The sequence below is a fragment of the Flavobacterium sp. MMS24-S5 genome (genome assembly GCF_050320125.1).
GTDB lineage: Bacteria > Bacteroidota > Bacteroidia > Flavobacteriales > Flavobacteriaceae > Flavobacterium > Flavobacterium tyrosinilyticum.
The window spans coordinates 1,504,937-1,528,235 of sequence record NZ_CP190016.1; the positions used below are offsets into that span (position 1 = coordinate 1,504,937).

A 23,299-nucleotide genomic window follows, 5' to 3' on the forward strand; every position below is an offset into this window, starting at 1 on the left:
AAAATCAACTTGGCTCGTCATACTAAAAACTAAAACCAGAAAAATTTGGAAACCATATTAACCATTGAGAATTTAAGTAAAAGATACGGCCGAATTCAGGCTTTGAAAAATGTATCTTTTCAAATACAAAAAGGTCGCGTTTATGGCATTCTATGGCCGAAACGGCAGCGGAAAATCGACTACATTAGGAATTGTTTTAAATGTTGTTAATAAATCGTCTGGCAATTATCGCTGGTTTGATGGCAATGTAGAAACGCACGATGCCTTAAAAAAAGTGGGCGCCATTATAGAAAGGCCCAATTTCTATCCGTACATGACAGCCGAGCAAAACCTCCAATTGGTTTGTAAAATCAAAAATATAAACTATTCTAAAGTTAATGAAAAACTGGAATTAGTAGGTTTAATCGAAAGAAAAGATAGCAAATTCAGCACTTTCTCTTTAGGGATGAAACAGCGTCTGGCAATAGCATCGGCACTTTTAAACGATCCTGAAATTTTAATTTTAGACGAACCAACCAACGGATTAGATCCACAGGGAATTCATCAGATTCGAGATATCATTAAAAAAATTGCATCGCAAGGAACTACTATTTTATTGGCTTCCCATTTATTGGATGAAGTAGAAAAAGTTTGCTCGCAAGTAATTGTTTTAAGAAAAGGCGAAGTTTTGCATTCTGGTCATGTTGACGGAATGTCTTCTAACGAAGGTTTCTTTGAGTTGCAAGCCGAAGATAATTTAGTTTTAAAAACAGTTTTATCAGAACATCCTGCTGTTGATAGAATTGCTGAAGAAGATGGAAAAGTTTTAGTTTACCTAAATTCCGACTTATCTGCCTCAGAGTTAAACCAATTTTTATTTTCTAAAAATATTGTTTTAAGCCATTTAGTAAAACGTAAAAACAGTTTAGAAGCTCAATTTTTAGAATTAACCAAAAACGCCATCGCTCAAAAAAACTAAACCATGAAAAGACTTCTCTCTATAGAATTACAAAAAATTTGGATGAACAAAGCCAGCCGTATATTAACCCTAACTTATTTTGTATTACTTTCTTTTATAGCCTTAATCGCTGCAATAAAATTTGATATAGGCAGCTTTCAAATTTCATTTGGCAGAAATGGGAATCTTCAATTTTCCTTTTATCTGGCATTTCAATACATATGTTGCTGCTTGGCTTAAATTCTTTTTGGCTATTGTAATTGTTTCTATGATGGCGAATGAATACAGCTACGGAACTTTAAAACAGAACTTAATTGATGGTTTAAGCAAAAAAGAATTTATTCTATCTAAATTCTTAACTGTAGTTTTATTTGCTTTTGGATCTACTGTTTTTGTTTTTATCATGAGCTTGCTTCTAGGATTGTCTTTTTCATCTTATACCGAGTTTGGAATTATTTTTTCTGACTTAGATTATCTTTTAGCCTTTTTTGTAAAGTTAACAGGATTCTTTTCGTTCTGTTTGTTTTTAGGAATTTTAGTAAAACGTTCTGCCTTTGCGCTTGGTTTTCTTTTAGTTTGGAGCATTATTGAAGCAATCATAAGAGGTACTTTGGCTTTTAAAATTTTCCCAAATAGCGATACTGAGGAAAAAATCACACAGTTTTTACCTTTAGAATCAATGTCAAATCTAATTGCTAATCCTGGACCAAGATTATCGGTAATTAAAAATATTGGCACTCAAATGGGAATCGAAACAGAAGGCAATTTCAGTGTAGATTATACTGCTGTATTAATCGTTTTAGCTTGGACTTTTGTGTTTATATATTTTTCTTACAAACTATTAAAAAATAGAGATTTGTAGTATATTTGCTACTATGAGTCAAATAAGAACATTTCTAATTCTAATTTTGTGCTGTTTTTTCCATAAAATCAGTGCGCAAAATATTTCTGTTACCGACACAGCAACACCAACAGATTTAATTCAAAATGTTTTAATAAACAGTTCTTGTATTGATGTACAAAGTGTAACGGCATCAGGAAACCCGAATCTAAGTGGACAGAGTTACGGTTCCTTTACAGCTGGTGCCAATTTTCCTTTTTCAGGAGGAATTGTTTTAGCTACTTCGCCTAGCAAAAATGCAGAAGGACCGTTTTACAAACAAGATTCCAAAGGAGTAAGGATTTTAGGTTGGAATGGTGACGCAGATCTTAATAAAGCTTTAGGAATTACGAATAGCACGCAAGCAACACTTATAGAATTTGATTTTACAGCGCAGACCAATTCAATAAGCTTCAATTATATTTTTGCTTCGAATGAATATCAAACTAATTTTCCTTGCACTTATTCAGATGGATTTGCTTTCTTAATTAAAGAAGTCGGAAGTTCTGAAGAATATAAAAATCTTGCCGTTCTACCTAATTCAACTACGGCAGTTTCAGCTACAACGGTTCATCCTAAAATTGAAACCGTAAATGACAATTATGGCCAGCCTTTAGAAGGATGTGAAGCTTTAAACGAAAACTATTTTAATGGTTATAATGCAAATGGAAGCCCGATCTATTATGCAGGGCAAACTATTGTAATGAATGCCTCTACAAGTGTGATTCCGAACAGAACATACCATCTAAAATTGGTCGTTGCCGATGATGCAACCAGACAATACAACTCTGCTGTTTTTATAGAAGCGGGCAGTTTTGTAACTAAAATAAATTTTGGAGAAAACAGAACTGTAGCCAACAACAATCCAGTTTGTTATGGCCAAACTTATGCTTTAAACACCAACTTGAGTGCTACAGGTTATACTTTTAAATGGTTTAAAAAAGATGCGTCTAACACTTATTCTGAACTTCCAGGTGTTACATCTCCTTCTTACAACGTAACATCATCGGGAACGTATAAAGTGGAGGCAACCTTGGGCAATACAACTTGTGTTTCTGTTGGAGAAATCACTGTTGAATTTGCTCCCGAAATTCCATCTACAAATACTTCTTTACTGCAATGTGATGATGATACTGATGGTATTTCAATTTTTGATTTGACTAAATCTGGCAATTTCATCAAAAACAATGATTCTCAATTTGTTAATCAGGGATATTATGAAACTTTGGCTGATGCTCAGGCAAAAACAAATCCAATTTTAAATCCGGAACGATACACCAATAAAGGTGCAGATCAAATTATTTTTGCCCGAATTGAAAACACCTTTGGCTGTTATAAAATAGCTGAAATTACACTAAACATCTCTAATTCTGCGATCCCAAACCAATCTCCCGTAGCAACTTGCGATGGAGACGATATACAAGACGGTTTGTATCAATTTGATTTAAATGCAGAAGTGACTCCTCAAATTTTAACAGGTCTGCCTGCAGGTTTAGCAATCAATTATTTTTTAACCGCTACTGATGCCCTTACCGAAACCAATCAGCTACCTAATATTTTCAAAAATACAACTCCAAACAGCCAAACGATTTATGCTCGCGTTGTAAATGGTCCAAGTTGTTATGATATTACTTCAATAGAATTAATTGTACACACATTTGATCCTCCTAATTTTGAAGACGAAACGCATTATTTATGTAAAGGAGACGAAATGATGCTAACCGTTGCAACTGGCTTTAGCAGTTATGCATGGTCTAATGGAAGCAGTACAAATTCTACCGTAATTAACAGCGCTGGTGATTACTCCGTAACTGTAAAAGATGCAAATGGTTGCGAAAAAACTAAAAATTTTAAAATAATTTTATCCGAACCAGCTACAATTACCGGAGCAGATGTAAAAGATTTTTCTGGAACTGACAATACAATTCAAGTTCAGTACACGGGTGTTGGAAATTATGAATTTTCTCTGGACGGAACTGTTTTTCAAGACAGTACTACTTTTACACAAGTAAGCCCAGGCGTATATAATGTAAAAGCTCGAGACAAAAATGGGTGTGGTTTATCTAATTCGTTTTTAGTATATGTTTTGGATTATCCGCGTTTCTTTACTCCAAACGGAGACGGATTCAATGATTTATGGGTTATTAAAAATATTGATCAAATGCCAGATTACACCATTTCTATTTTTGATCGCTACGGAAATCTGCTAAAACAAATGAATCAAAATGGAGCAGGTTGGAACGGGATTTTTAACGGGAGACAAATGCCTTCAGACGATTATTGGTTTACGCTCTTTTTTGCTAATGGAAAAAATGTCAAAGGGCACTTTAGTTTAAAAAGATAACTTTTAATAAATCCCATTTTTTTTAAATTCCAAATTCCAATAAAAACATTATACATAAAAAAGAATCCCAAACTCCAGAATTGGAATTTGGGATTTTTTATATTGAAAATTAAATCGAATTAGATTTTATATCTTTTTCTATCTGTTTCGCTTAAGTAGATTTTTCTTAAACGTAAAGATTTTGGAGTAACTTCAACATACTCATCTTTTTGGATGTACTCTAAAGCTTCTTCTAATGAGAATTTGATAGCTGGAATAATTCTAGCTTTATCATCAGCTCCAGAAGAACGTACGTTAGAAAGTTTTTTCGTTTTAGTAACGTTAACAGTCATATCGTCGCTACGAGTGTTTTCTCCAATTACCTGACCTTCATAGATATCCTCGTTAGGATCAACGAAGAATTTACCACGATCTTGTAATTTATCGATAGAGTAAGGAATAGCTTTTCCGTTTTCCATAGAGATTAATGAACCGTTGTTACGTCCAGGAATTTCTCCTTTGTATGGTTCGTACCCGATGAAACGGTGTGCCATAATAGCTTCACCAGCAGTAGCAGTAAGCAATTGATTTCTTAAACCAATGATTCCACGAGATGGAATATTAAATTTAACAATCATACGCTCTCCTTTACCTTCCATAGAAAGCATTTCTCCTTTACGGATTGTTACGAACTCAACCGCTCTACCTGAAAGGTTTTCTGGTAAGTCAATAGTTAATTCCTCAATTGGCTCACATTTCACACCATCAACTTCTTTGATGATAACTTGTGGCTGACCAATTTGAAGCTCGTACCCTTCTCTTCTCATTGTTTCAATAAGAACAGATAAGTGAAGTACACCACGACCAAAAACCATGAATTTATCAGCAGAATCAGTTTCTCCAACCTTCATCGCTAAGTTTTTCTCAAGCTCTTTTGTTAATCTCTCACGAATATGTCTAGAAGTAACAAATTTACCTTCTTTACCAAAGAAAGGAGAATCGTTAATTGTAAACAACATACTCATAGTCGGCTCGTCGATAGCGATTGTTTGTAAAGCTTCTGGATTTTCAAAATCAGCAATAGTATCACCAATTTCGAAACCTTCAATACCTACAACAGCACAAATATCTCCAGCAACAACCTCTTCTACTTTTCTACGGCCTAAACCTTCAAAAGTGTGTAATTCTTTAATTCTAGATTTGATGATTTTACCATCTCTTTTTACCAAAGAAATTGGCATTCCTTCTTTTAAAGTTCCTCTTTCAAGACGTCCGATAGCGATACGACCTGTAAATGAAGAGAAGTCTAAAGATGTGATCAACATTTGAGGAGTTCCTTCAGAAACTTTAGGAGCTGGAACATTAGCAATAACCATGTCTAATAATGGCTCTATGTTTTCTGTTTGATTTTTCCAATCATCAGACATCCAGTTGTTTTTAGCAGAACCGTAAACCGCTGGGAAATCCAACTGCTCTTCAGTAGCACCTAATTCAAACATTAAATCAAAAACTTTCTCGTGAACTTCTTCTGGAGTACAGTTTTCTTTATCTACTTTATTGATAACTACACAAGGTTTCAATCCTAAATCGATCGCTTTTTGCAAAACGAAACGAGTTTGAGGCATTGGACAGCTTCGAAAGCATCAACTAGCAAACAAACACCATCGGCCATGTTCAATACACGTTCTACTTCACCTCCAAAATCGGCGTGGCCAGGAGTGTCGATAATATTGATTTTTGTTCCTTTATATTGAACCGATACGTTTTTAGAAGTAATTGTAATACCTCTCTCACGCTCTAAATCATTATTATCTAAGATTAAATCACCTGTGTTCTCGTTCTCACGAAATAACTGACAGTGATACATAATTTTATCAACCAAAGTTGTTTTACCGTGATCGACGTGGGCAATAATTGCAATGTTTCTAATAGATTCCATCTGTGATTTTTAATGGGCGCAAAGGTACACTTTATTTTTTAAAAAAAAATGTTTCTGCCATAGTTTGCGTATATACAATCAATTAGTTAATATAAATCCTAAAAATATCGGTTCCAAAATGACATTAACATACGTTTAGTTATAGTTAAATTAACTATATTTGAAGTGATGAAAAGTAAAACTCTCCAAATTACTCTTATTTATACCATCATCTCGATAATTATGGCGGTCGCTATGTCATAAATTACTCATAATCTACTTTTCCTCATCAGAATATCTATATCTATCCTTAGTAAAAGATGTTATATTTATTCTAATTACAGTATTGGTTTTTAGCTTTATCCTTTCAAAAAACGAAAAAAGAAACATAACCATTTTTGAAAAGTTAAACAAAACCAACGAAGAAATAAAAGAATCTAATGAGAAATATGACATTGTAGCAAAAGCGACAAGCGATACTATTTGGGATTGGAAAATTCAAGAGGATAGTATTAATTGGAACAAAGGAATTGAAAGTGTTTTTGGTTATGACCCCAAAGAAGTAGGAAAAACTTCTAAATGGTGGTTTGACAAAATTCACCCGGAAGACAGTATCCGAATGTCAATAAAACTATATTCTTTTATAGAGCAAAAAACTGAAAAATGGCAAGATCAATACCGTTTTAGGTGTGCAGACGGATCGTACAAATATGTTCTGGATCGAGGTTTTTTATTAAAAGATGAAAACGGAAGGGCCATCAGAATGATTGGAGCCATTCAAGATATTACAAAGCAAAAAGAAGAAGAACAGCGATTAAAACTTTTAGAAACCGTAATTACACAATCTAAAGATTCTATTTTAATTACCGAAGCCAATTCTTCTGAAAGAAAAATACCGAAAATAGTTTATGTAAACCCTGCATTTTCTCAAATGTCAGGCTATCAGTCAAACGAAATCATCGGCAAATCGCCAAACATTTTCAAAGGACCAAAATCGGATTCTGATGAATTAAAAAAACTTCTGAGAGCCATAAAAAATGAAGAGGAATGCTTAATTGAAACCATTACATACACTAAAAGCAAAGAAGAATATTGGGTACGCTTTTCTATGATTCCTATTTTTAATAACGAAGGCGTTATCTCGCATTGGATTTCGATACAAAGAGATATTACAGATGAGAAAAAACTAGAAACAGAAAAAGAACATCTTATTCGAGAATTAACACAAAACAATAAAGACTTAAAGCAGTTTTCTTACATCACATCGCACAACCTTAGAGCTCCACTTTCTAACTTAATCGGACTATTAAATTTAATAGAAGATATTCCGATCGAAAATGAAGAGCTAGAAGAAATATTAGCTGGATTTACAAAATCGACTCATTTACTAAACGAAACCATAAATGATTTAGTAAAGGTTATTATTATAAAAGACAATCCTTCAATGCAAAAAGAGGAAGTGTCTCTAAAAGAAGTTTTTGAAAATGTATTCAGCCAGCTTTCATTTCAGATTGAATTACACAAACCTATAATTAAGCTTAAATTTGATAAAGTCCCAGAACTTATTACAAACAAAGCCTACATAGAAAGCATTCTATTAAATCTGCTTACTAATTCTATAAAATACAAATCGGAAAATAGAAAATTAAAAATATCAATAACGGCAGAACAAATAGAACAAAAAACAATCTTAACCTTTAAAGACAACGGAATCGGAATTGACTTAGAAAGAAATCGCGACAAAGTATTTGGACTTTATCAAAGATTCCACAATTATCCCGACAGCAAAGGTTTAGGGTTATACCTTGTAAAATCGCAGGTAGAAACCATGGGAGGAACAATCTCTATCGAAAGCGAAGTCAATAAAGGAACCACATTTACAATAACATTTAAAAATTAATTATTATGCTTGAGCAGATTTTATGCATCGATGATGACCCTATCACACTGATGCTATGCAAAAAGGTAATTTCAAAATCCTCATTTTCACATGAAGTTATTACAGCTCAAAATGGCGAAGAAGCTCTTCATCACTTCAATACCTTAAAATATACCAACGATCAAGCTAAGAAAAGACCAGAATTAATTTTTTTAGATTTAAACATGCCAATTATGGGAGGATGGGAATTTCTGGATCATTTCACTTCTTCAGATTACAAAGAATTTAATACCGTTCCAGTAATCGTATTATCTTCTACAATTGACCCCGAAGATCTTGCTAAAGCAAAAAAATATCCCATTATAATAGATTTCCTTTCCAAACCTATTACACAGCCAATGCTGGAATATCTTAAAAAGAAGATTGATTTAGAGTGAAAAATTCCAAAAATTAAATTCCAAATACCAAAACCTTCAGTACAAAATTAGATTAAGGTTTATAAAATTCTGAATCTCACAAATAACAAAATTCCAAATTCCAACTATTCATAAAGATTGGAATTTGGAATTTATTTTTCTATTGGAATTTCATTTACTTTGGAGTTAAAACAAAAAAAGTCCTCTAAGAAGAGGACTTTTATATATCTTACAAATTGTATTTAATTACAATTTAGCAACGTGTTTCGTTAATTTAGACTTCAAGTTAGAAGCTTTATTATCGTGAATGATGTTCTTTTTAGCTAATTTATCAATCATAGAGATTACAGTTGATAATTTTGCAGTAGCATCAGCTTTATCAGTAGCTAATCTTAACGCTTTAATAGCATTACGAGTAGTTTTATGCTGGTATCTGTTAAGAACTCTTCTTTTTTCGTTACTTCTGATTCTTTTTAATGCTGACTTATGATTTGCCATTTTCTTTTAATTTTAGATGTAATAATTATTATAAATACTAGTTAAAAAAGAAAAACCTCCCACAATTGCAAAACAATCACTTTGGTTTTAACTAATAAAACAAAAACCGAGACACCAATTTTTGTTTTACAAAACTTATTTACAACTAATTTGTAGTCCGTAGGGGAATCGAACCCCTGTTACCAGGATGAAAACCTGGCGTCCTAACCCCTAGACGAACGGACCAATATTCTCCTAAGTTGGAAACTTTTCAATATGTAATATAACTTGTAGTCCGTGGGGGAATCGAACCCCCCTTACCAGGATGAAAACCTGGCGTCCTAACCGATAGACGAACGGACCGCGCTTCTGTATTGCGGATGCAAAGATACATCTATTTTTTATTTGCGCAATACCTAATGCAAAAAAATCTATATTTTTTTAATACGCCTTAGCAAAAAGCACTCTTTTAGAAGAAGGTTTCCCAGTAAACACGCAGGTTCCCGCCTCTTCTACAGCATCCAAAGGAATGCAACGAATCGTCGCTTTTGTCAATTCTTTTATCTTCTCTTCTGTCTCAGCAGTTCCATCCCAATGAGCAGATAAAAAGCCTCCTTTTCCTTCTAAAACTTCCTTAAATTCCTCAAAATTATTTACTTCCGTAATATGAGTATTACGATAATCTAATGCTCTTGTAAATAAGTCCGTTTGAATCTGTTCTAAAAGATCATTTACGTGTTCAACGATTTTTTCGTTAGAAACAACTTCTTTTGTCAAATTATCACGTCTTGCCACCTCAAAAGTTCCGTTCTCCAAATCTTTTCGGACCAACCGCAATTCTAACAGGCACTCCTTTAAGTTCCCATTCTGCAAATTTAAATCCTGGCTTTTGCGTTGTTCTATCGTCAAATTTGACAGTGATTTTCAATTTTCTCAATTTAGCAGTCAAATCCTTAACTGCCTCTGTAATTTGAGCCAATTGTTCGTCTGTCTTATATATAGGAACAATTACTACTTGAATTGGAGCCAAATTAGGAGGCAACACCAATCCTTGATCGTCAGAATGCGTCATAATTAACGCCCCCATTAAACGAGTAGACACTCCCCAAGAAGTTCCCCAAACATGCCCTTGCTTTCCTTCAGCATTAGCAAACTTAACATCAAATGCTTTTGCAAAGTTCTGCCCTAAGAAGTGGGATGTTCCTGCTTGTAATGCTTTTCCGTCTTGCATTAATGCTTCAATACAGTACGTTTCATCTGCTCCAGCAAAACGCTCTGTTTCAGTTTTAAAACCTTTTACAACCGGAATTGCCATGAAGTTTTCTGCAAAATCAGCATAAACATTCATCATTTTCTCTGATTCCTCAATTGCCTCATCTTTTGTAGCGTGAGCAGTATGCCCTTCTTGCCATAAAAACTCAGCAGTTCTTAGAAATAAACGTGTACGCATTTCCCATCGAACCACATTAGCCCATTGATTAATTAACAAAGGTAAATCTCTATAAGATTGCACCCATCCTTTATATGTAGACCAAATAATAGCTTCACTTGTAGGTCGAACAATAAGTTCTTCCTCTAATTTTGCATTTGGATCAACCATTAGTTTCCCAGGTCTATCCTCATCATTTTTCAACCTATAATGCGTTACAACAGCGCATTCTTTCGCAAATCCCTCAGCATTTTTCTCCTCTGCCTCAAACATGCTTTTCGGTACAAACAAAGGAAAATATGCATTTTGATGTCCAGTTTCCTTGAACATACGATCCAACTCAGCTTGCATTTTTTCCCAAATAGCATATCCGTATGGTTTTATTACCATACATCCTCTAACTCCTGAATTTTCAGCTAGATCTGCTTTTACAACCAGTTCGTTATACCATTTCGAATAATCTTCTGATCTTGTAGTAAGGTTCTTACTCATATTATATTTTTTGGCACAAATTTTGTTTTATACAATTTTAACTAAATAGTTTGACAAAACTAACTAATTTTGTAATGTGCAACAATAAAAAACACCACAGATATGAAAACTTACCTTTCACTCCGCCAAAACTCTAATCATTTTTACTTAATCGGATTACTGAGTTTACTGCTTGCATCATGTGGTTCTTACCAAAATTCATCTTATTATGATAATGATGGAGTATATGGTGGTTCATCAGTTAAATATGTACAAATAGGTACAAACAATCAATACAAAGAATATTTCAGATCATTACAAGATGACAATCAGCCGACTGAGATATTTACAGACGTTGACAATTACACTAATTATTCAGACAGCACACAAACTGCCTCTGTAGGTTATCCTGCATGGGGAAGCAGCAGCTCTGATGTTTCTGTAAATTTTTACTCTAGTCCATCATGGTCATTCGGATTTGGATGGGGCTACCCTTATTATGGATACGGTTATGGATATGGATGGGGCTACCCTTATTACGGATGGGGATATCCAGGATGGGGCTACCCGGGCTGGGGATATCCGGGATGGGGTTACCCAGGTTGGGGCTATTCATACTATGGAAACTATTCTTACAACTATGGAAGAAGAGGCTCTGCAGGTTATTATGGCGATAGAAACTATGCTTATAACAGAAATTACAGCACCAATAGAGGCTATAACACTAGCAGAAACTACACTACAAATAGAGGAAACTACACAACAAATAGAAATTATACCACAAACAGATCAAACGGATACACTGACTTTAGACGTTCTAATATGAACGGAAGAACAAGCAGTCCTACGTTTACAAACAGAAGATCTTACGACAATAGCTCAAACTACAACAATAGCAATTACAGCAACAGAAGATCTTATAATAATAGCGGAAATACCACGACAAATAGAACTTACGCACCTAGCAACAACAGTGGCTCATCAAGAACCTATGCTCCTAGCAATAGTGGTTCATCAAGAAGCTACGCCCCTAGCAATAGCGGTGGAGGTTCTAGATCATACAGCGGCGGCGGTGGCGGCGGTGGCGGAATGAGATCTGGTGGCGGTGGCGGTGGAGGCAGAAGATAATTCTTCCTCAACCCTCTCAATTTCTAACTTAAACTTATCAAAATGAAAAAAATATTTTTCCTATTTATAACAGGACTAACTGTCAGCGCGTCATATTCACAAGAAGTTTCAGATGCTTTACGTTATTCTCAAGAGAACCTTACCGGAACTGCACGCTATAGAGCCATGAGCGGTGCCTTTGGAGCAGTTGGAGGAGACATTTCTTCTTTAAGTGTTAACCCAGCTGGATCTGCAATTTTTAACAGCAATCAAGTTGGAGTAACATTTAGCAATCAGAATATTAAAAACAATTCTAATTACTTCGGAACTGAAACATCAGATAAAGAGAACTCTTTTATCTTAAATCAAGCAGGAGGTGTTTTTGTATTTAAAAACAATAATCCAAATGTTGGATGGAACAAGATTGCGATTGGTGCAACTTATGAAAACACCAATAATTTCAATAATGAAGTTTTTTCTGCAGGAACAAATCCAACAAATTCAATAGATGGCTATTTTTTAGACTATGCAAACGGACTTGAATTGGGCAATATCACTAAAATCCCATTCAGAAACCTTACATATTCTGAACAACAAGCTTTTTTTGGTCTTGAAGGATACGTGATCAACCCAGTTACAGGCAATGACAACAATACACAATACTACACAAATGTGCCTGCCGGAGGAAATTATCACCAAGAAAATGATGTTTATACTAGAGGATATAATAGCAAAATAAGCTTTAACATTGCAACTTCATACAAAGACAGACTCTATTTTGGAGCCAATTTAAATGCTCACATAACCGACTACAGAAGATCTTCAAGCTTTTACGAATACAATAACAACCCTTTAGAAACATACGAAACAATATCTAATGTGCGTTTCAACAACGAACTTTACACATATGGAAATGGTTTTTCTTTCCAGCTTGGAGCAATTGGAAAAGTAACAGACAATTTCAGACTGGGGATAGCTTACGAATCAAATACATGGTACGAACTTTACGATGAACTTTCACAAAGTTTATATTCCACTACCGAAACTAGCTCAGGTGAAACTTTTAGTAACCCAGTAAACCCAAACATCATAAACGTATACGAATCGTACACTTTACAAACTCCAGACAAATGGACTTTTAGTGCTGCTTATGTTTTTGGCAAATCTGGTTTATTAAGCGTTGATTACGGCATAAGAAATTATGGCAACAGCAAATTTAAACCTACAAATGATCCTGGTTTTAGAGGAATCAACAATGACATCAGCAATACTTTAACTAGCACTGGCGAACTTCGTATTGGTGCAGAATATAAAATCAAACAGTTAAGCCTAAGAGGCGGATATCGTTATGAAGGAAGCCCTTATAAAAACGGAATTACAGTTGGTGAATTAAACAGCTATTCTGCCGGTTTAGGTTATAATTTCGGATCTACAAAACTTGACTTAGCTTACTCTTATTTAGAAAGAGAGTCAAATCAAGGTTTCTTTACAAGAGGATTCACAGATGGAGCTAACATTACATCAAAACTGAACAATGTTACTATGACTTTATTATTTGAATTGTAATTAAAAATCAAAATAGATGATTGAAATTTCCGTCAGGTTTTTATCTGGCGGATTTTTTTTATCCTTTTAAAAACCCTTTAATTTAAATCTAACTCAAAAAGCACAAGCAACCAGAAGAGTTAACTTCATAAAAAACAGCTAAAAACAAACTGGAAACTAGTGTTGTTTGAATAAAAAAAGTGTAATTTTGCACTCCAATTTATAAAAGTATGAGAACCAAGTCTTTAAAAAAGAACAAAATTAACGTAATCACTCTTGGGTGTTCAAAAAATGTTTATGACAGTGAAGTCCTTATGGGACAGCTGCGTGCAAATGGAAAAGAAGTTGAACATGAAGCTCCTGCAGAAAAAGAAGGAAACATTATTGTAATCAATACTTGCGGATTTATTGATAATGCAAAAGCAGAATCGGTAAATATGATTTTGGAATATGCAGACAAAAAAGATAGAGGACTTGTAGACAAAGTTTTCGTAACAGGATGTTTATCTGAGCGTTATAGACCAGATTTAGAAAAAGAAATTCCGAACGTTGACCAGTATTTTGGAACAACAGAATTACCTCAATTGCTAAAAGCTTTAGGTGCAGATTATAAACATGAATTACTTGGAGAGCGTTTAACTACAACTCCTAAAAATTACGCTTATTTAAAAATTGCTGAAGGATGCGACAGACCTTGTAGTTTTTGTGCAATTCCGTTAATGAGAGGCTCTCATGTTTCCCAACCAATTGAAAAATTAGTAAAAGAAGCTCAAGGTCTTGCTAAAAATGGCGTTAAAGAATTAATATTAATTGCTCAAGATTTAACTTATTACGGACTTGATCTTTATAAAAAAAGAAATTTAGCAGAACTATTAGAAGCTTTAGCAGCTGTTGAAGGAATCGAATGGATTCGTTTACACTATGCTTACCCTACTGGTTTCCCTATGGACGTTTTAGAATTAATGAAACGTGAGCCAAAAATCTGTAACTATATAGATATCCCATTGCAACACATTTCAGATTCTATTCTAAAATCGATGCGACGTGGTACAACTCAAGCTAAAACTACTCAGTTATTAAAAGATTTCCGTGCAGCAGTTCCTGGAATGGCAATTAGAACTACTCTTATTGTTGGTTATCCAGGTGAAACTCAAGAAGATTTTGAAATTTTGAAAGATTTCGTTCAGGAAGTGAAATTTGACAGAATGGGATGTTTTGCTTATTCTCACGAAGAAAATACTCATGCTTATTTACTCGAAGACAATGTTCCAGATGATGTAAAACAAGCTAGAGCAAACGAAATTATGGAACTTCAATCTCAAATTTCTTGGGATTTGAATCAGGAGAAAGTTGGTCAAGTTTTCAGATGTATTATTGACAGAAAAGAAGGCGCTCATTTTGTGGGACGTACAGAGTTTGACAGTCCAGATGTTGATAACGAAGTTCTAATTGATGCTTCTAAACATTATGTAAAAACTGGAGAATTTGTTAATATCAAGATAATTGAAGCAACAGAATTTGATTTATACGGAGAACCTGCTTAAATTTACACATAACTATTGCTAACATTAGACAAAATACTTTTATGAAACCTACTCTCAACTTAATTATTTTCGTTTTCACTTTATTCTGTTTCAGCACTGTTTCTGCTCAATACGGAAACGGATACTACAATAATGGCTATGGTAACGGTTATGGACGAGGTGGTGGAATGGGCATGGATAGAAGTATGATGGCTGGTTCACAAAGCACGCCAAGTAAACCTAAAGAAACTCCTCCTGAGCAAACTGCAGCATTGATTGTAGATCAGATGAAACAGCAGATCAATTTAGATGAGTTGCAGTCAATTGCAATTTCGAATGTTTTGGCTGACAGTATACGTGAGCAAGGTATTTTATTAAAAAACGAAAGCAGTAATCAAGATCAAAAAATTGAGCAGATAAAAGCTTTACGCGAAAGTACCGATAAAAAAATTAGCGCTTTTTTAAATCCAGACCAAGTTGAAAAATATAAAACTTTTATGGATTCTTTAAAAGAAGTAAAAAAGACCAAATCAAAAAAGAAAAAAGATAAAGATTCTAAAGAAGACACCAAAGAAGTAAAAGACGCACCAGATACGAAAATTTCAGAATAATCGTTATTAACTATAAAACAACGAATTATGACAAAAAAGCATTTTTGTTATCTCATTTTAGCTATTATAATTAGTTCTTGCTCTACAAATCCGTACAAGACTACTGAAAAAGCTTATGATCAGCAACTGAAAACTTTAGAAAACCAGATTACAAGCAAAGAATCCAAAACAATTCCTGCGGTTCCACCTTTGGCAATTGACACTTCTTATGCACAACAACTGGGAATCGTAAAAGACACTTTATCTAAAACTGGCTCTACTTATTTGGTAAACGGAATAAATACGGAATGGGTTGGTACTGTAAATTTTAATTTAAGAAAACCAAGTTTTGTTATTATTCATCATACTGCACAAGATTCGCTGCAACAGACGATTAATACTTTTACAAAAACCAAAACTCAGGTAAGCGCTCATTATATCATTTCTGAAAACGGAAAAGTGGTACAGATGCTTAATGATTATCTAAGAGCTTGGCATGCTGGAAATTCTACTTGGGGAAAAACAACAGATTTAAACTCTTGTTCGATTGGTATTGAATTAGACAATAATGGTTTTAAACCTTTTACCGAGGCGCAAATTAACAGCTTACTGGCTTTATTAACTAAACTAAAAAAGGATTACAACATTCCGACGCAAAACTTTTTAGGCCATGCCGATATTGCACCAGGAAGAAAACAAAATCCGAGCGCATTATTTCCATGGAAAATTTTAGCAGAAAAGGGATTCGGAATTTGGCCAGACGAAGTCTTAGAACCTGCTCCTTTTGATTTTAAAATTGAACCCGCACTTAGAATAATAGGTTATAATACTAAAAATTTAAGTGCCGCAATTCAAGCATTTAAATTACATTATATACAAACTGATGCAACCTCAGTTTTAGACAGAAAAACAATAGACACTATTTATTCGATTTACAAAAAACAAGTCCAATAAATAAAAATTAATTTTTAAAAATATACAACGCATTTCTAGATTTTAGAAATGCGTTTTTTATTCCATAATAATATACTCATAATACAGTTAACGATTCATATTATCAAAAAAAATGTGCTGCGGCGCGTCTCTACAATCATATTAATGCATTCACTATTTAAGATTCTGAAAAAGACATCCTGTGAGGCATTTCCACAATATAAACCATATTATTGATCAATTCATCATTTACGATTCGCGAAAATATGCACTGCGGTGCGTCTTTACAATCATATAAATAAAACACACAGCAATTTTAAACAATGATTAAACAGCATTCATAACCAATAACTCATAACTTAAAACTCATCACAATGTGAAAAACTTCCAAAACATTAGAATGTTTCGACAGCTCCAAAAAAAAAAAAATATCAATCTTTATCTCTAGAAAGAGTATGTTGTTGCAATTAAACCATAGAAGCTTCCACCTGTTGGTAATGCATTTTTGTCTAAAAATATATCCTCAGAAGCCGCATCGTATCTTAACTCAGGAATTATGGTAAGTTTACCAACTTTGTAATTTAAAGAAACTGTGTTAGCAAATACACTTGATCCAGCTAAAGTTCCTAAACTTGGAGCGGCATCTTTAGCATCAAAATATTCTATTCTGTAAGCCAAAAGTAATGCTGGATTGAAAGTATAATTAGCATAACCCACTACAGAAAACCAATCTCCATCTAAATTACTATCAAAATCATTTGTTGTTTTAGCATAAGTTGCATTTAATCCAAGAGCGAAACTATCACTAATCGTTTTAGATGCGGTTAAATCAAACTGCGTTTTATTTTCGTCTGAAACTGGAATTGTACTTCCTGGAATTGGATTACTACTTCCTGTTGTAAAATTCAAATAAGCACTTCCTGTATCTCCTATATACCCTACTTGTCCAATGAACGTCTTTTGGTAAGAACCTGCGTCCATAGCCGATTTAAAGTCTGTCGGGTTGGTTAATCCTAACATCGCAGTAAAGTGACCTGAAGTATATTGCGCCTTAACCCCAGTATTAAAAAATGGCCCATAAGAAAACGCATACGACATACTGTAATTTTTATTATCTACTGCATCTAACACTTCATATCCGATATGGGTTCCGAAACTACCCGCCACTACCTTAAACTCTTCAGTTAAATTGTATGTAAAAAATAATTGTTTAATCATAAATTTTGCGCTTGCATCTTTATCTGGCGTTTCATTATATGAAAATTCTGCTGCTCTTTTTCCGAAACCTAAGTCTACAAAAACAGAAGCTTTTCCAAAAGTATGACCTGCTTCAATCGACGCCATTCCTAATTCGAATGAATTCTGTGAGTTGGTAAAGCTCGTTAATCCATTCATTTGTTTTGAAAAATCATATTTATAGTACGCATCTGCAGAACCTCCCCATGTGGTTGCTGGAGCGGTAGCGGCTGCTTCCTCTTCTTGGGCAAAGGCAAAAGAACTTGTTAACATCGCGGCTAAAATGTGAAATGCTTTTTTCATGTTTTAATTTGGTTTTTAGTTATTAATTGATTCTGGTTAGTTAATCTTTTATATATCTATTTTAATAGTATAAGTCATTTCTAAAACCTTTCATGCGCCCTTCAAATCATCATCATTTTCATTAGCGAATTTATTAACTTTTGTATGAGTAGAATAATTCGAAACTGCTTTTTTGACGTTTTAGGCGAAGAATTACGGATTACAAAAATTAATTCCACAATAATCAATATTTGATATTTATAGATATTTGTTTTTAAAAATTCAACAACATAATTTAGACGTAATTTTAATTTTTAAAGGGGTATTTTAAAAATAAAACAGATAAAAACTACAAAATACCATCAATAAAAAGAATAAAAAATAGCATAACCCCTAAAATTTTAGGGGTTATATTTAAAAACAAAACAAACAAGATTTCAAAAACACAAATAACCAAACTCAAAAACATAATTACAATCATGAAAATTATTCCTACAAAAACAACATCAAATTATATTACCTTTTAGACACTAATTACCTCTGTATTTTTAGCACAAAACAGAAGTTTAAAAAACAAAAAAGTCTGCTCTAACACGAGCAGACTTTCTTTATTTAAACTATAAAAAAAAAGATTATTCTTCTTTATTGTATTTCTTTAAATATTCTCGGACTTTGATTCCTGAATCTTTCAAATCTTCATCTTTCCACTTTCCTTCCGATTTTGCCGATTTTTTCAAAATAGAACACGTTTCATCTTTATCTGAAACAGACCACGTAATCCAGCTTAATTTTCGAGCTTCCATCCAATCAATATAATCTTGCCAAGCAGTATAGTTTAGAGGTCCAGTCGCCAGAAGCTTCCATTCCTGCCGATTCCGAAATAAAAACTGGTAAACCACTTTTTATCGCCCTATCTGTTCTATCCCTTAATTCCTTACCGTGCGTTGCCGCGTAGAAGTGCATAGTATACATTAAATTAGTGTAACCTCTTATCGGATCTTCTGCAGGAAGATCGATATCCTGATCCCAATGCGGGCAGCCTACTAATATTATATTATTAGGATCGTTCTCCCTAATAACTTTAATAACTTCTTCCGCATAGCTTTTCACTTCCCACCAAGTCTCATAATCCGGTTCGTTAAATACTTCATATATTATATTGGGATACTTGGCATACTTTTTTGATATCTCTGCAAAAAATTCTTTTGCTTCTTTCAAATTTACATTATGACTGTGCCAATCTATAATGACATATATATCCGATTTTATAGCTCCATTTATAACAGCCTCTATTTTCTCTTTAGAAAATTGCGGATCTTTTATATAGGAGTAGTCTCCTAATTCGATTCCCATTGCAGCGCGGACCACATTACAATTAAAATCTTTTTTTAACCAACTTACTGCTTTTTCGTTATAAAATCTCGGCCACATACTATGCCATCCAAAACTTAAGCCGCGTAGCACAATTGGATTATTTTCCTTATCCACAAGCTGAGCACCTAGAACACTCAATTGCCCGTGTTTTTTCACAAATTGTGCTTTTGAAAGATTTACAAATAATAAAAGAAAAAAAGCAGCATACCAAACCTTCGATTTCATACTATATAATTTTAAGGAATTAACTTTAAAGTAATTACGTCATGAGAAGCTACTTCAGCAACAAAAGCCTTTTTCGTATTTCCAATTTCTTTGTTTTTCCAAAGATCTTTTATTTTGAAGATTGTCTTGCTAAAATCGGCTTCATAACCAAAATCAGCATCTTTTATATTGTTTTTCTTCCAATCGAAATTCACTTTTTTTGAAGTTTCGGTTCTATTGACAAAGCTTACTGCCCAAGCTCCATCTGAAAGCGGTTTTACCCATACTTCTACTCCATCTAAAATTACATATTTAAAACCTTGAATTCCTAGTTTATCTTGATTTACTGAAAGTAATTCTTTGTTGGTTAAAATTGCCAAAGTTTCTTTTGACATTTTACGATAATCGTTTCCTGTAAATAAAGGAGAAGAAAGCATGCACCACATTGCAAAATGCGTTTTATCTTCGGTATCGTTCATTTCATTTCCAACCTCCATCATATCAAAATCGTTCCAATGATCTGGACCTGAATATTTACGAATATCTTTTCGCATATCGGCAATTTTCATGAATCCCCAAGATGACCAATTTTCTGGGTGTTTGAATTCGCAGTCAAAACAAGGATAAATATCTCCAGATATTCTCCAAAGATTTCCAATAGGTTTCCCCCACTCCCACGGCTGATTATCTCCCCATTCGCAAAGACTAAAAACAATTGGTCTGCCAGCAGTTTTTAATGCATTACTCATTGTAGTATAAGCTTCTTTTGCTGTGATCCCTTCTGTATTGCACCAATCGTATTTCAAAAAATCGATTCCGAGTTTTGCATAAAATCTCGCATCTTGATATTCGTAACCCCTAGTTCCGGGATAACCTGCGCAAGTTTTTGTTCCTGCACAATTATACAATCCGAACTTTAAACCTTTATTATGCACATAATCTATAAGTGCTTTCATTCCGCTTGGAAATTTTTCTGGATCAGGCACTAAATCGCCGTTTGCGTCACGCTCGTGCGTCATCCAGCCATCATCTAGAACTATATAATTATAACCCGCAGCAGCCAAACCGGAAGAAACCATGATATCTGCCGTTTCTTTTACTAACTTTTCGTCAATATTAGTTGCAAACGTATTCCATGAATTCCATCCCATTGGCGGTGTCATTGCCAATCCTTCAAATTTTCCGCCTTGTTGTTTATGAGTATTTCCTTGGCTGAAAGCAAAACTCGAAATACTAAGAAGAAACCCTAAAATTATTTTTTTCATTCTTTATCTATTTAAAAAAGATATTCCCTAATTTCTCAATTAGGGAACACCTCAAACTAACTCATAACATATTATTTTTTATAAAAATCCGATATCGTCTATATAAAATACACTAGACGGAGTAATTGTTCCTCCAGAAAATTCTTGAATAAACACACTATCAAAATTTCCATCAGTTAAAAGCTCAGGATGTAACGCTGAAATAGGAATTGAAATATTATTCCATTGTCCTGGCACTAAAGTTACAGTTGTACCTTTAGCAGAATCGCCCGTATCACTATTTATGGTCACCATTATTTTAGTGCTTTCTGTTGGGAATATAGACATTTTGACAAATTGATAATCTGTCGCTTTTAGAAGAAGATCTGAGTGCATGAAAAGTCCGCTCCAAGCTTCTGCAACTTTTTTGATTGCATGTGTACCTCTGCTCACTTTTTCTGTGCTTTCCCAGGTAATGTCTCCTCCCCAGCCCCAGCCCCATCCTTTCAATGAGTCTTCGTATAATAAATATTTAAGTCCGATTCCGCTTGGAGCAGATACTCCAAACTCCGTTTCTACAACAATAAGCGCATACGAATCAAAATCGGCTGGAACGGTTGCTTTTATTTCTGTTTTAGAAACCGCAGTAAATGTCGCTTCAGTAGATCCGAATTTTACACTTTTAACTTTTACAAAATTTTGTCCCGTAATTGTAATAACATCTCCCGCAGAAGCTAACACTTGCGATAACCCTGAAATTACTGGAGCTGGCGGAGTTAACTCAATAACATTGCTCAAAACATTCACAAAACCATTTGTTCCGTAATAATCTAATCCTGGCGCTTCTTTATCGGATCCGTTTACCTTTAAAACACCGTTGGTTACGTTAATGCTTAACAAGTATAAATCTGAATTTACAGCGTTTGCCATTGTAGCATAATCTCCCGTTTCTAAATAATCGGCTTCAACCCCTGCAAGTTTGCCCACTCTTTTTTTGACACCTTTAATAACATGACTTAAAACAAGTTGTTTTAAATCTTCTACAGGAACCAGTGTTATATCTGGATATCCCAGATCATTTACATATCCATTGGCTACCAAATAAGCATCAAAAGTGGCATCGTTAGGAACAAAATACGTGTAATTATCAGCTGTATTTAATGTCGATTCTAAACCCGCTAATTTTATTGCTTTTGTAAACGAAGTTAAATTACTATTTGCCTGAATTAGGCCATATGCTGTATTATAATTTTGCTCTGCTCCACCAATATCTTCAATTTCGTTATCGCAGGAAGAAGCTGCAACAACCAAAAAGACACTTAGAGCAATATGTTTTATTTTACTATATATATTTTTCATAAATTCTCTTTTAGTTTTTTAATTATGGATTCTGATTAATAGACCGAACTTTGTCGAAATCTCTATTTGAATCCTAACAATTATTTTAACACCAATCCGATATCATCTAGATAGATCACATTTCCTCCGAAACCTCCAAATTCTTGATATCCAATTTGAGATAATTCAGTTGGATTACCTAGCGAAGTATAAGGCACCTCAACATAAGTCCAAGAAGTTCTGACATCAACGATCACGATATTTTTCTCAGTATCTCCATTAGCAAAAAACTTCACTTTTCCTGCTTTTTCACCTTTAACCCAAAATCTTACCGCTTTGAATTTATCTGTATCATGATAAGACCAGTTGTTAATCCCAATAACATATCCGTCCCATTCACCCGCTTTCCATTGAACACACTTAGTTCCTTGATAAACATCTTTAGCGTAGGCTGCATCAAACTCATTTGTTCCATCCCACAGAGATTGCCAGCCCCAAATATTAGTGAAAGCATCGTCATATATTTCAGAACCTATTACTTGTGGAGCTACTGTTGTTCCAGACACATTTGTTACCGATAAACTTTTCAAGTAACTTCCTTCAGGAACTTTAACTACGATCTCAGTTAATGTAGAAGATATTGGCTCAACTTGGATGTCTCCAAAATTAACTACAGGACGCAAGAAATATTCTCCTGTAATGGTAATGACATCTCCTGGATTTGCATTGACAGGAAACCCTTTAATATTAGGACTTGGGGGTCTAATCGCCACTTTATAGTTCAGAGTACCTAAGTTGGTTACGATCTTCATTTCGTCCATTTCATTATAGTATGGCGTTTTTGAATCTACCATAACCACAATTGCATTGTCTGTTACGAATGTCGGATTAAAATAAGACTCTAATCCGTTAAACGAAATGGATTGCAATGTCGCAAAACCAGATCCTCTAATGATATAGTAATTTCCTGCATTAATAACATCTGTAGGCACATCTACTTTTCTATCTCCTTCAACCAAAGGATCATCAACAACAGATCTGCTAATTCCAGTTACTTCAAGCTTTCCAGATGAACCACCTGCCGAATCATCATTGGAACAAGAAGCGAACAGCAAAATTGAAATCGAAGCCAAAAAATACAACTTCAATAACATTCTATTTTTTATATTTTTCATAGTGATTTACTTTTAAAA

15 protein-coding genes, 2 tRNA genes and 4 pseudogenes are annotated in these 23,299 nt (G+C 34.1%); 10 read left to right on the forward strand and 11 right to left on the reverse strand.

The genetic code is table 11. The features are described 5' to 3' along the window. The first annotated feature begins 45 nt into the window (after positions 1 to 45). From ACPWTF_RS06685 to ACPWTF_RS06695, 3 genes and pseudogenes are all read left to right on the forward strand, one after another. Positions 46 to 958: pseudogene (locus ACPWTF_RS06685) on the forward strand (ABC transporter ATP-binding protein). A 3-nt stretch (positions 959 to 961) separates the two neighbouring features. Next, positions 962 to 1,799 (forward strand): annotated as a pseudogene (locus ACPWTF_RS06690) (ABC transporter permease). A 13-nt stretch (positions 1,800 to 1,812) separates the two neighbouring features. After that, positions 1,813 to 4,161: a choice-of-anchor L domain-containing protein gene (locus tag ACPWTF_RS06695; RefSeq protein WP_427874906.1), complete on the forward strand. Its 2,349-nt coding sequence runs from the start codon at positions 1,813 to 1,815 to the stop codon at positions 4,159 to 4,161. Between the two features lie 119 nt (positions 4,162 to 4,280). Here the strand turns inward: ACPWTF_RS06695 and typA are convergent. Beyond that, positions 4,281 to 6,079 (reverse strand): annotated as a pseudogene (typA, locus tag ACPWTF_RS06700) (translational GTPase TypA). 325 nt (positions 6,080 to 6,404) lie between these two features. Here typA and ACPWTF_RS06705 point away from each other — a divergent pair. Together ACPWTF_RS06705 and ACPWTF_RS06710 are read left to right on the forward strand one after the other, a co-directional pair. Continuing rightward, the gene (locus ACPWTF_RS06705; RefSeq protein WP_427874907.1) at positions 6,405 to 7,958 is read left to right on the forward strand and encodes a PAS domain-containing sensor histidine kinase; all 1,554 of its coding nucleotides are present in this window, start codon (positions 6,405 to 6,407) and stop codon (positions 7,956 to 7,958) included. 5 nt (positions 7,959 to 7,963) lie between these two features. After that, complete coding sequence (locus ACPWTF_RS06710; RefSeq protein ID WP_379796848.1) at positions 7,964 to 8,374, forward strand: response regulator; 411 nt, start codon at positions 7,964 to 7,966, stop codon at positions 8,372 to 8,374. A 225-nt stretch (positions 8,375 to 8,599) separates the two neighbouring features. Here the strand turns inward: ACPWTF_RS06710 and rpsT are convergent, their stop codons facing one another. The 4 genes and pseudogenes from rpsT to proS form a co-directional block, all read right to left on the reverse strand. Then, positions 8,600 to 8,851 (reverse strand): 30S ribosomal protein S20, encoded by a 252-nt coding sequence (rpsT, locus tag ACPWTF_RS06715; RefSeq protein ID WP_073417115.1) that lies wholly within the window; start codon positions 8,849 to 8,851, stop codon positions 8,600 to 8,602. Between the two features lie 153 nt (positions 8,852 to 9,004). Further along, positions 9,005 to 9,076, reverse strand: a tRNA-Glu gene (locus tag ACPWTF_RS06720). A gap of 45 nt (positions 9,077 to 9,121) precedes the next feature. Continuing rightward, a tRNA-Glu gene (locus tag ACPWTF_RS06725) sits at positions 9,122 to 9,193 on the reverse strand. A 78-nt stretch (positions 9,194 to 9,271) separates the two neighbouring features. Further along, positions 9,272 to 10,751 (reverse strand): annotated as a pseudogene (gene proS, locus ACPWTF_RS06730) (proline--tRNA ligase). A gap of 102 nt (positions 10,752 to 10,853) precedes the next feature. Here proS and ACPWTF_RS06735 point away from each other — a divergent pair. The 5 genes from ACPWTF_RS06735 to ACPWTF_RS06755 all read left to right on the forward strand — a co-directional run bounded on the left by ACPWTF_RS06735 (position 10,854) and on the right by ACPWTF_RS06755 (position 16,449). After that, positions 10,854 to 11,858: a hypothetical protein gene (locus tag ACPWTF_RS06735; RefSeq protein WP_427874908.1), complete on the forward strand. Its 1,005-nt coding sequence runs from the start codon at positions 10,854 to 10,856 to the stop codon at positions 11,856 to 11,858. Positions 11,859 to 11,900: 42 nt separating this feature from the next. Beyond that, the gene (locus tag ACPWTF_RS06740) at positions 11,901 to 13,403 is read left to right on the forward strand and encodes an OmpP1/FadL family transporter (protein WP_379796854.1); all 1,503 of its coding nucleotides are present in this window, start codon (positions 11,901 to 11,903) and stop codon (positions 13,401 to 13,403) included. Between the two features lie 209 nt (positions 13,404 to 13,612). Next, entirely contained in the window at positions 13,613 to 14,926 is a 1,314-nt protein-coding gene (rimO, locus tag ACPWTF_RS06745) for a 30S ribosomal protein S12 methylthiotransferase RimO (RefSeq protein ID WP_427874909.1), read from the forward strand. Between the two features lie 41 nt (positions 14,927 to 14,967). After that, positions 14,968 to 15,516: a hypothetical protein gene (locus ACPWTF_RS06750; RefSeq protein ID WP_427874910.1), complete on the forward strand. Its 549-nt coding sequence runs from the start codon at positions 14,968 to 14,970 to the stop codon at positions 15,514 to 15,516. Positions 15,517 to 15,543: 27 nt separating this feature from the next. Beyond that, positions 15,544 to 16,449, forward strand: coding sequence for an N-acetylmuramoyl-L-alanine amidase (locus ACPWTF_RS06755; protein ID WP_427874911.1), 906 nt, complete (start codon positions 15,544 to 15,546; stop codon positions 16,447 to 16,449). 423 nt (positions 16,450 to 16,872) lie between these two features. Here the strand turns inward: ACPWTF_RS06755 and ACPWTF_RS06760 are convergent, their stop codons facing one another. The 6 genes from ACPWTF_RS06760 to ACPWTF_RS06785 all read right to left on the reverse strand — a co-directional run bounded on the left by ACPWTF_RS06760 (position 16,873) and on the right by ACPWTF_RS06785 (position 23,281). Next, on the reverse strand, positions 16,873 to 17,967 hold the full coding sequence (locus tag ACPWTF_RS06760) for an outer membrane beta-barrel protein (RefSeq protein ID WP_427874912.1): 1,095 nt from the start codon (positions 17,965 to 17,967) through the stop codon (positions 16,873 to 16,875). 611 nt (positions 17,968 to 18,578) lie between these two features. After that, positions 18,579 to 18,749 carry a hypothetical protein gene (locus ACPWTF_RS06765; RefSeq protein ID WP_427874913.1) on the reverse strand — a complete coding sequence of 57 codons (171 nt, stop codon included), beginning with the start codon at positions 18,747 to 18,749 and terminating at the stop codon, positions 18,579 to 18,581. A 4-nt stretch (positions 18,750 to 18,753) separates the two neighbouring features. Continuing rightward, positions 18,754 to 19,545 (reverse strand): glycoside hydrolase family 5 protein, encoded by a 792-nt coding sequence (locus ACPWTF_RS06770; RefSeq protein ID WP_427874914.1) that lies wholly within the window; start codon positions 19,543 to 19,545, stop codon positions 18,754 to 18,756. An 11-nt stretch (positions 19,546 to 19,556) separates the two neighbouring features. Then, complete coding sequence (locus ACPWTF_RS06775; RefSeq protein WP_427874915.1) at positions 19,557 to 20,789, reverse strand: glycoside hydrolase family 27 protein; 1,233 nt, start codon at positions 20,787 to 20,789, stop codon at positions 19,557 to 19,559. Positions 20,790 to 20,867: 78 nt separating this feature from the next. Next, positions 20,868 to 22,127 carry a fasciclin domain-containing protein gene (locus ACPWTF_RS06780; RefSeq protein WP_427874916.1) on the reverse strand — a complete coding sequence of 420 codons (1,260 nt, stop codon included), beginning with the start codon at positions 22,125 to 22,127 and terminating at the stop codon, positions 20,868 to 20,870. An 80-nt stretch (positions 22,128 to 22,207) separates the two neighbouring features. Then, a complete protein-coding gene (locus ACPWTF_RS06785; RefSeq protein ID WP_427874917.1) occupies positions 22,208 to 23,281 on the reverse strand; it encodes an IPT/TIG domain-containing protein in 1,074 nt (357 codons plus the stop codon). Positions 23,282 to 23,299 lie beyond the last annotated feature (18 nt).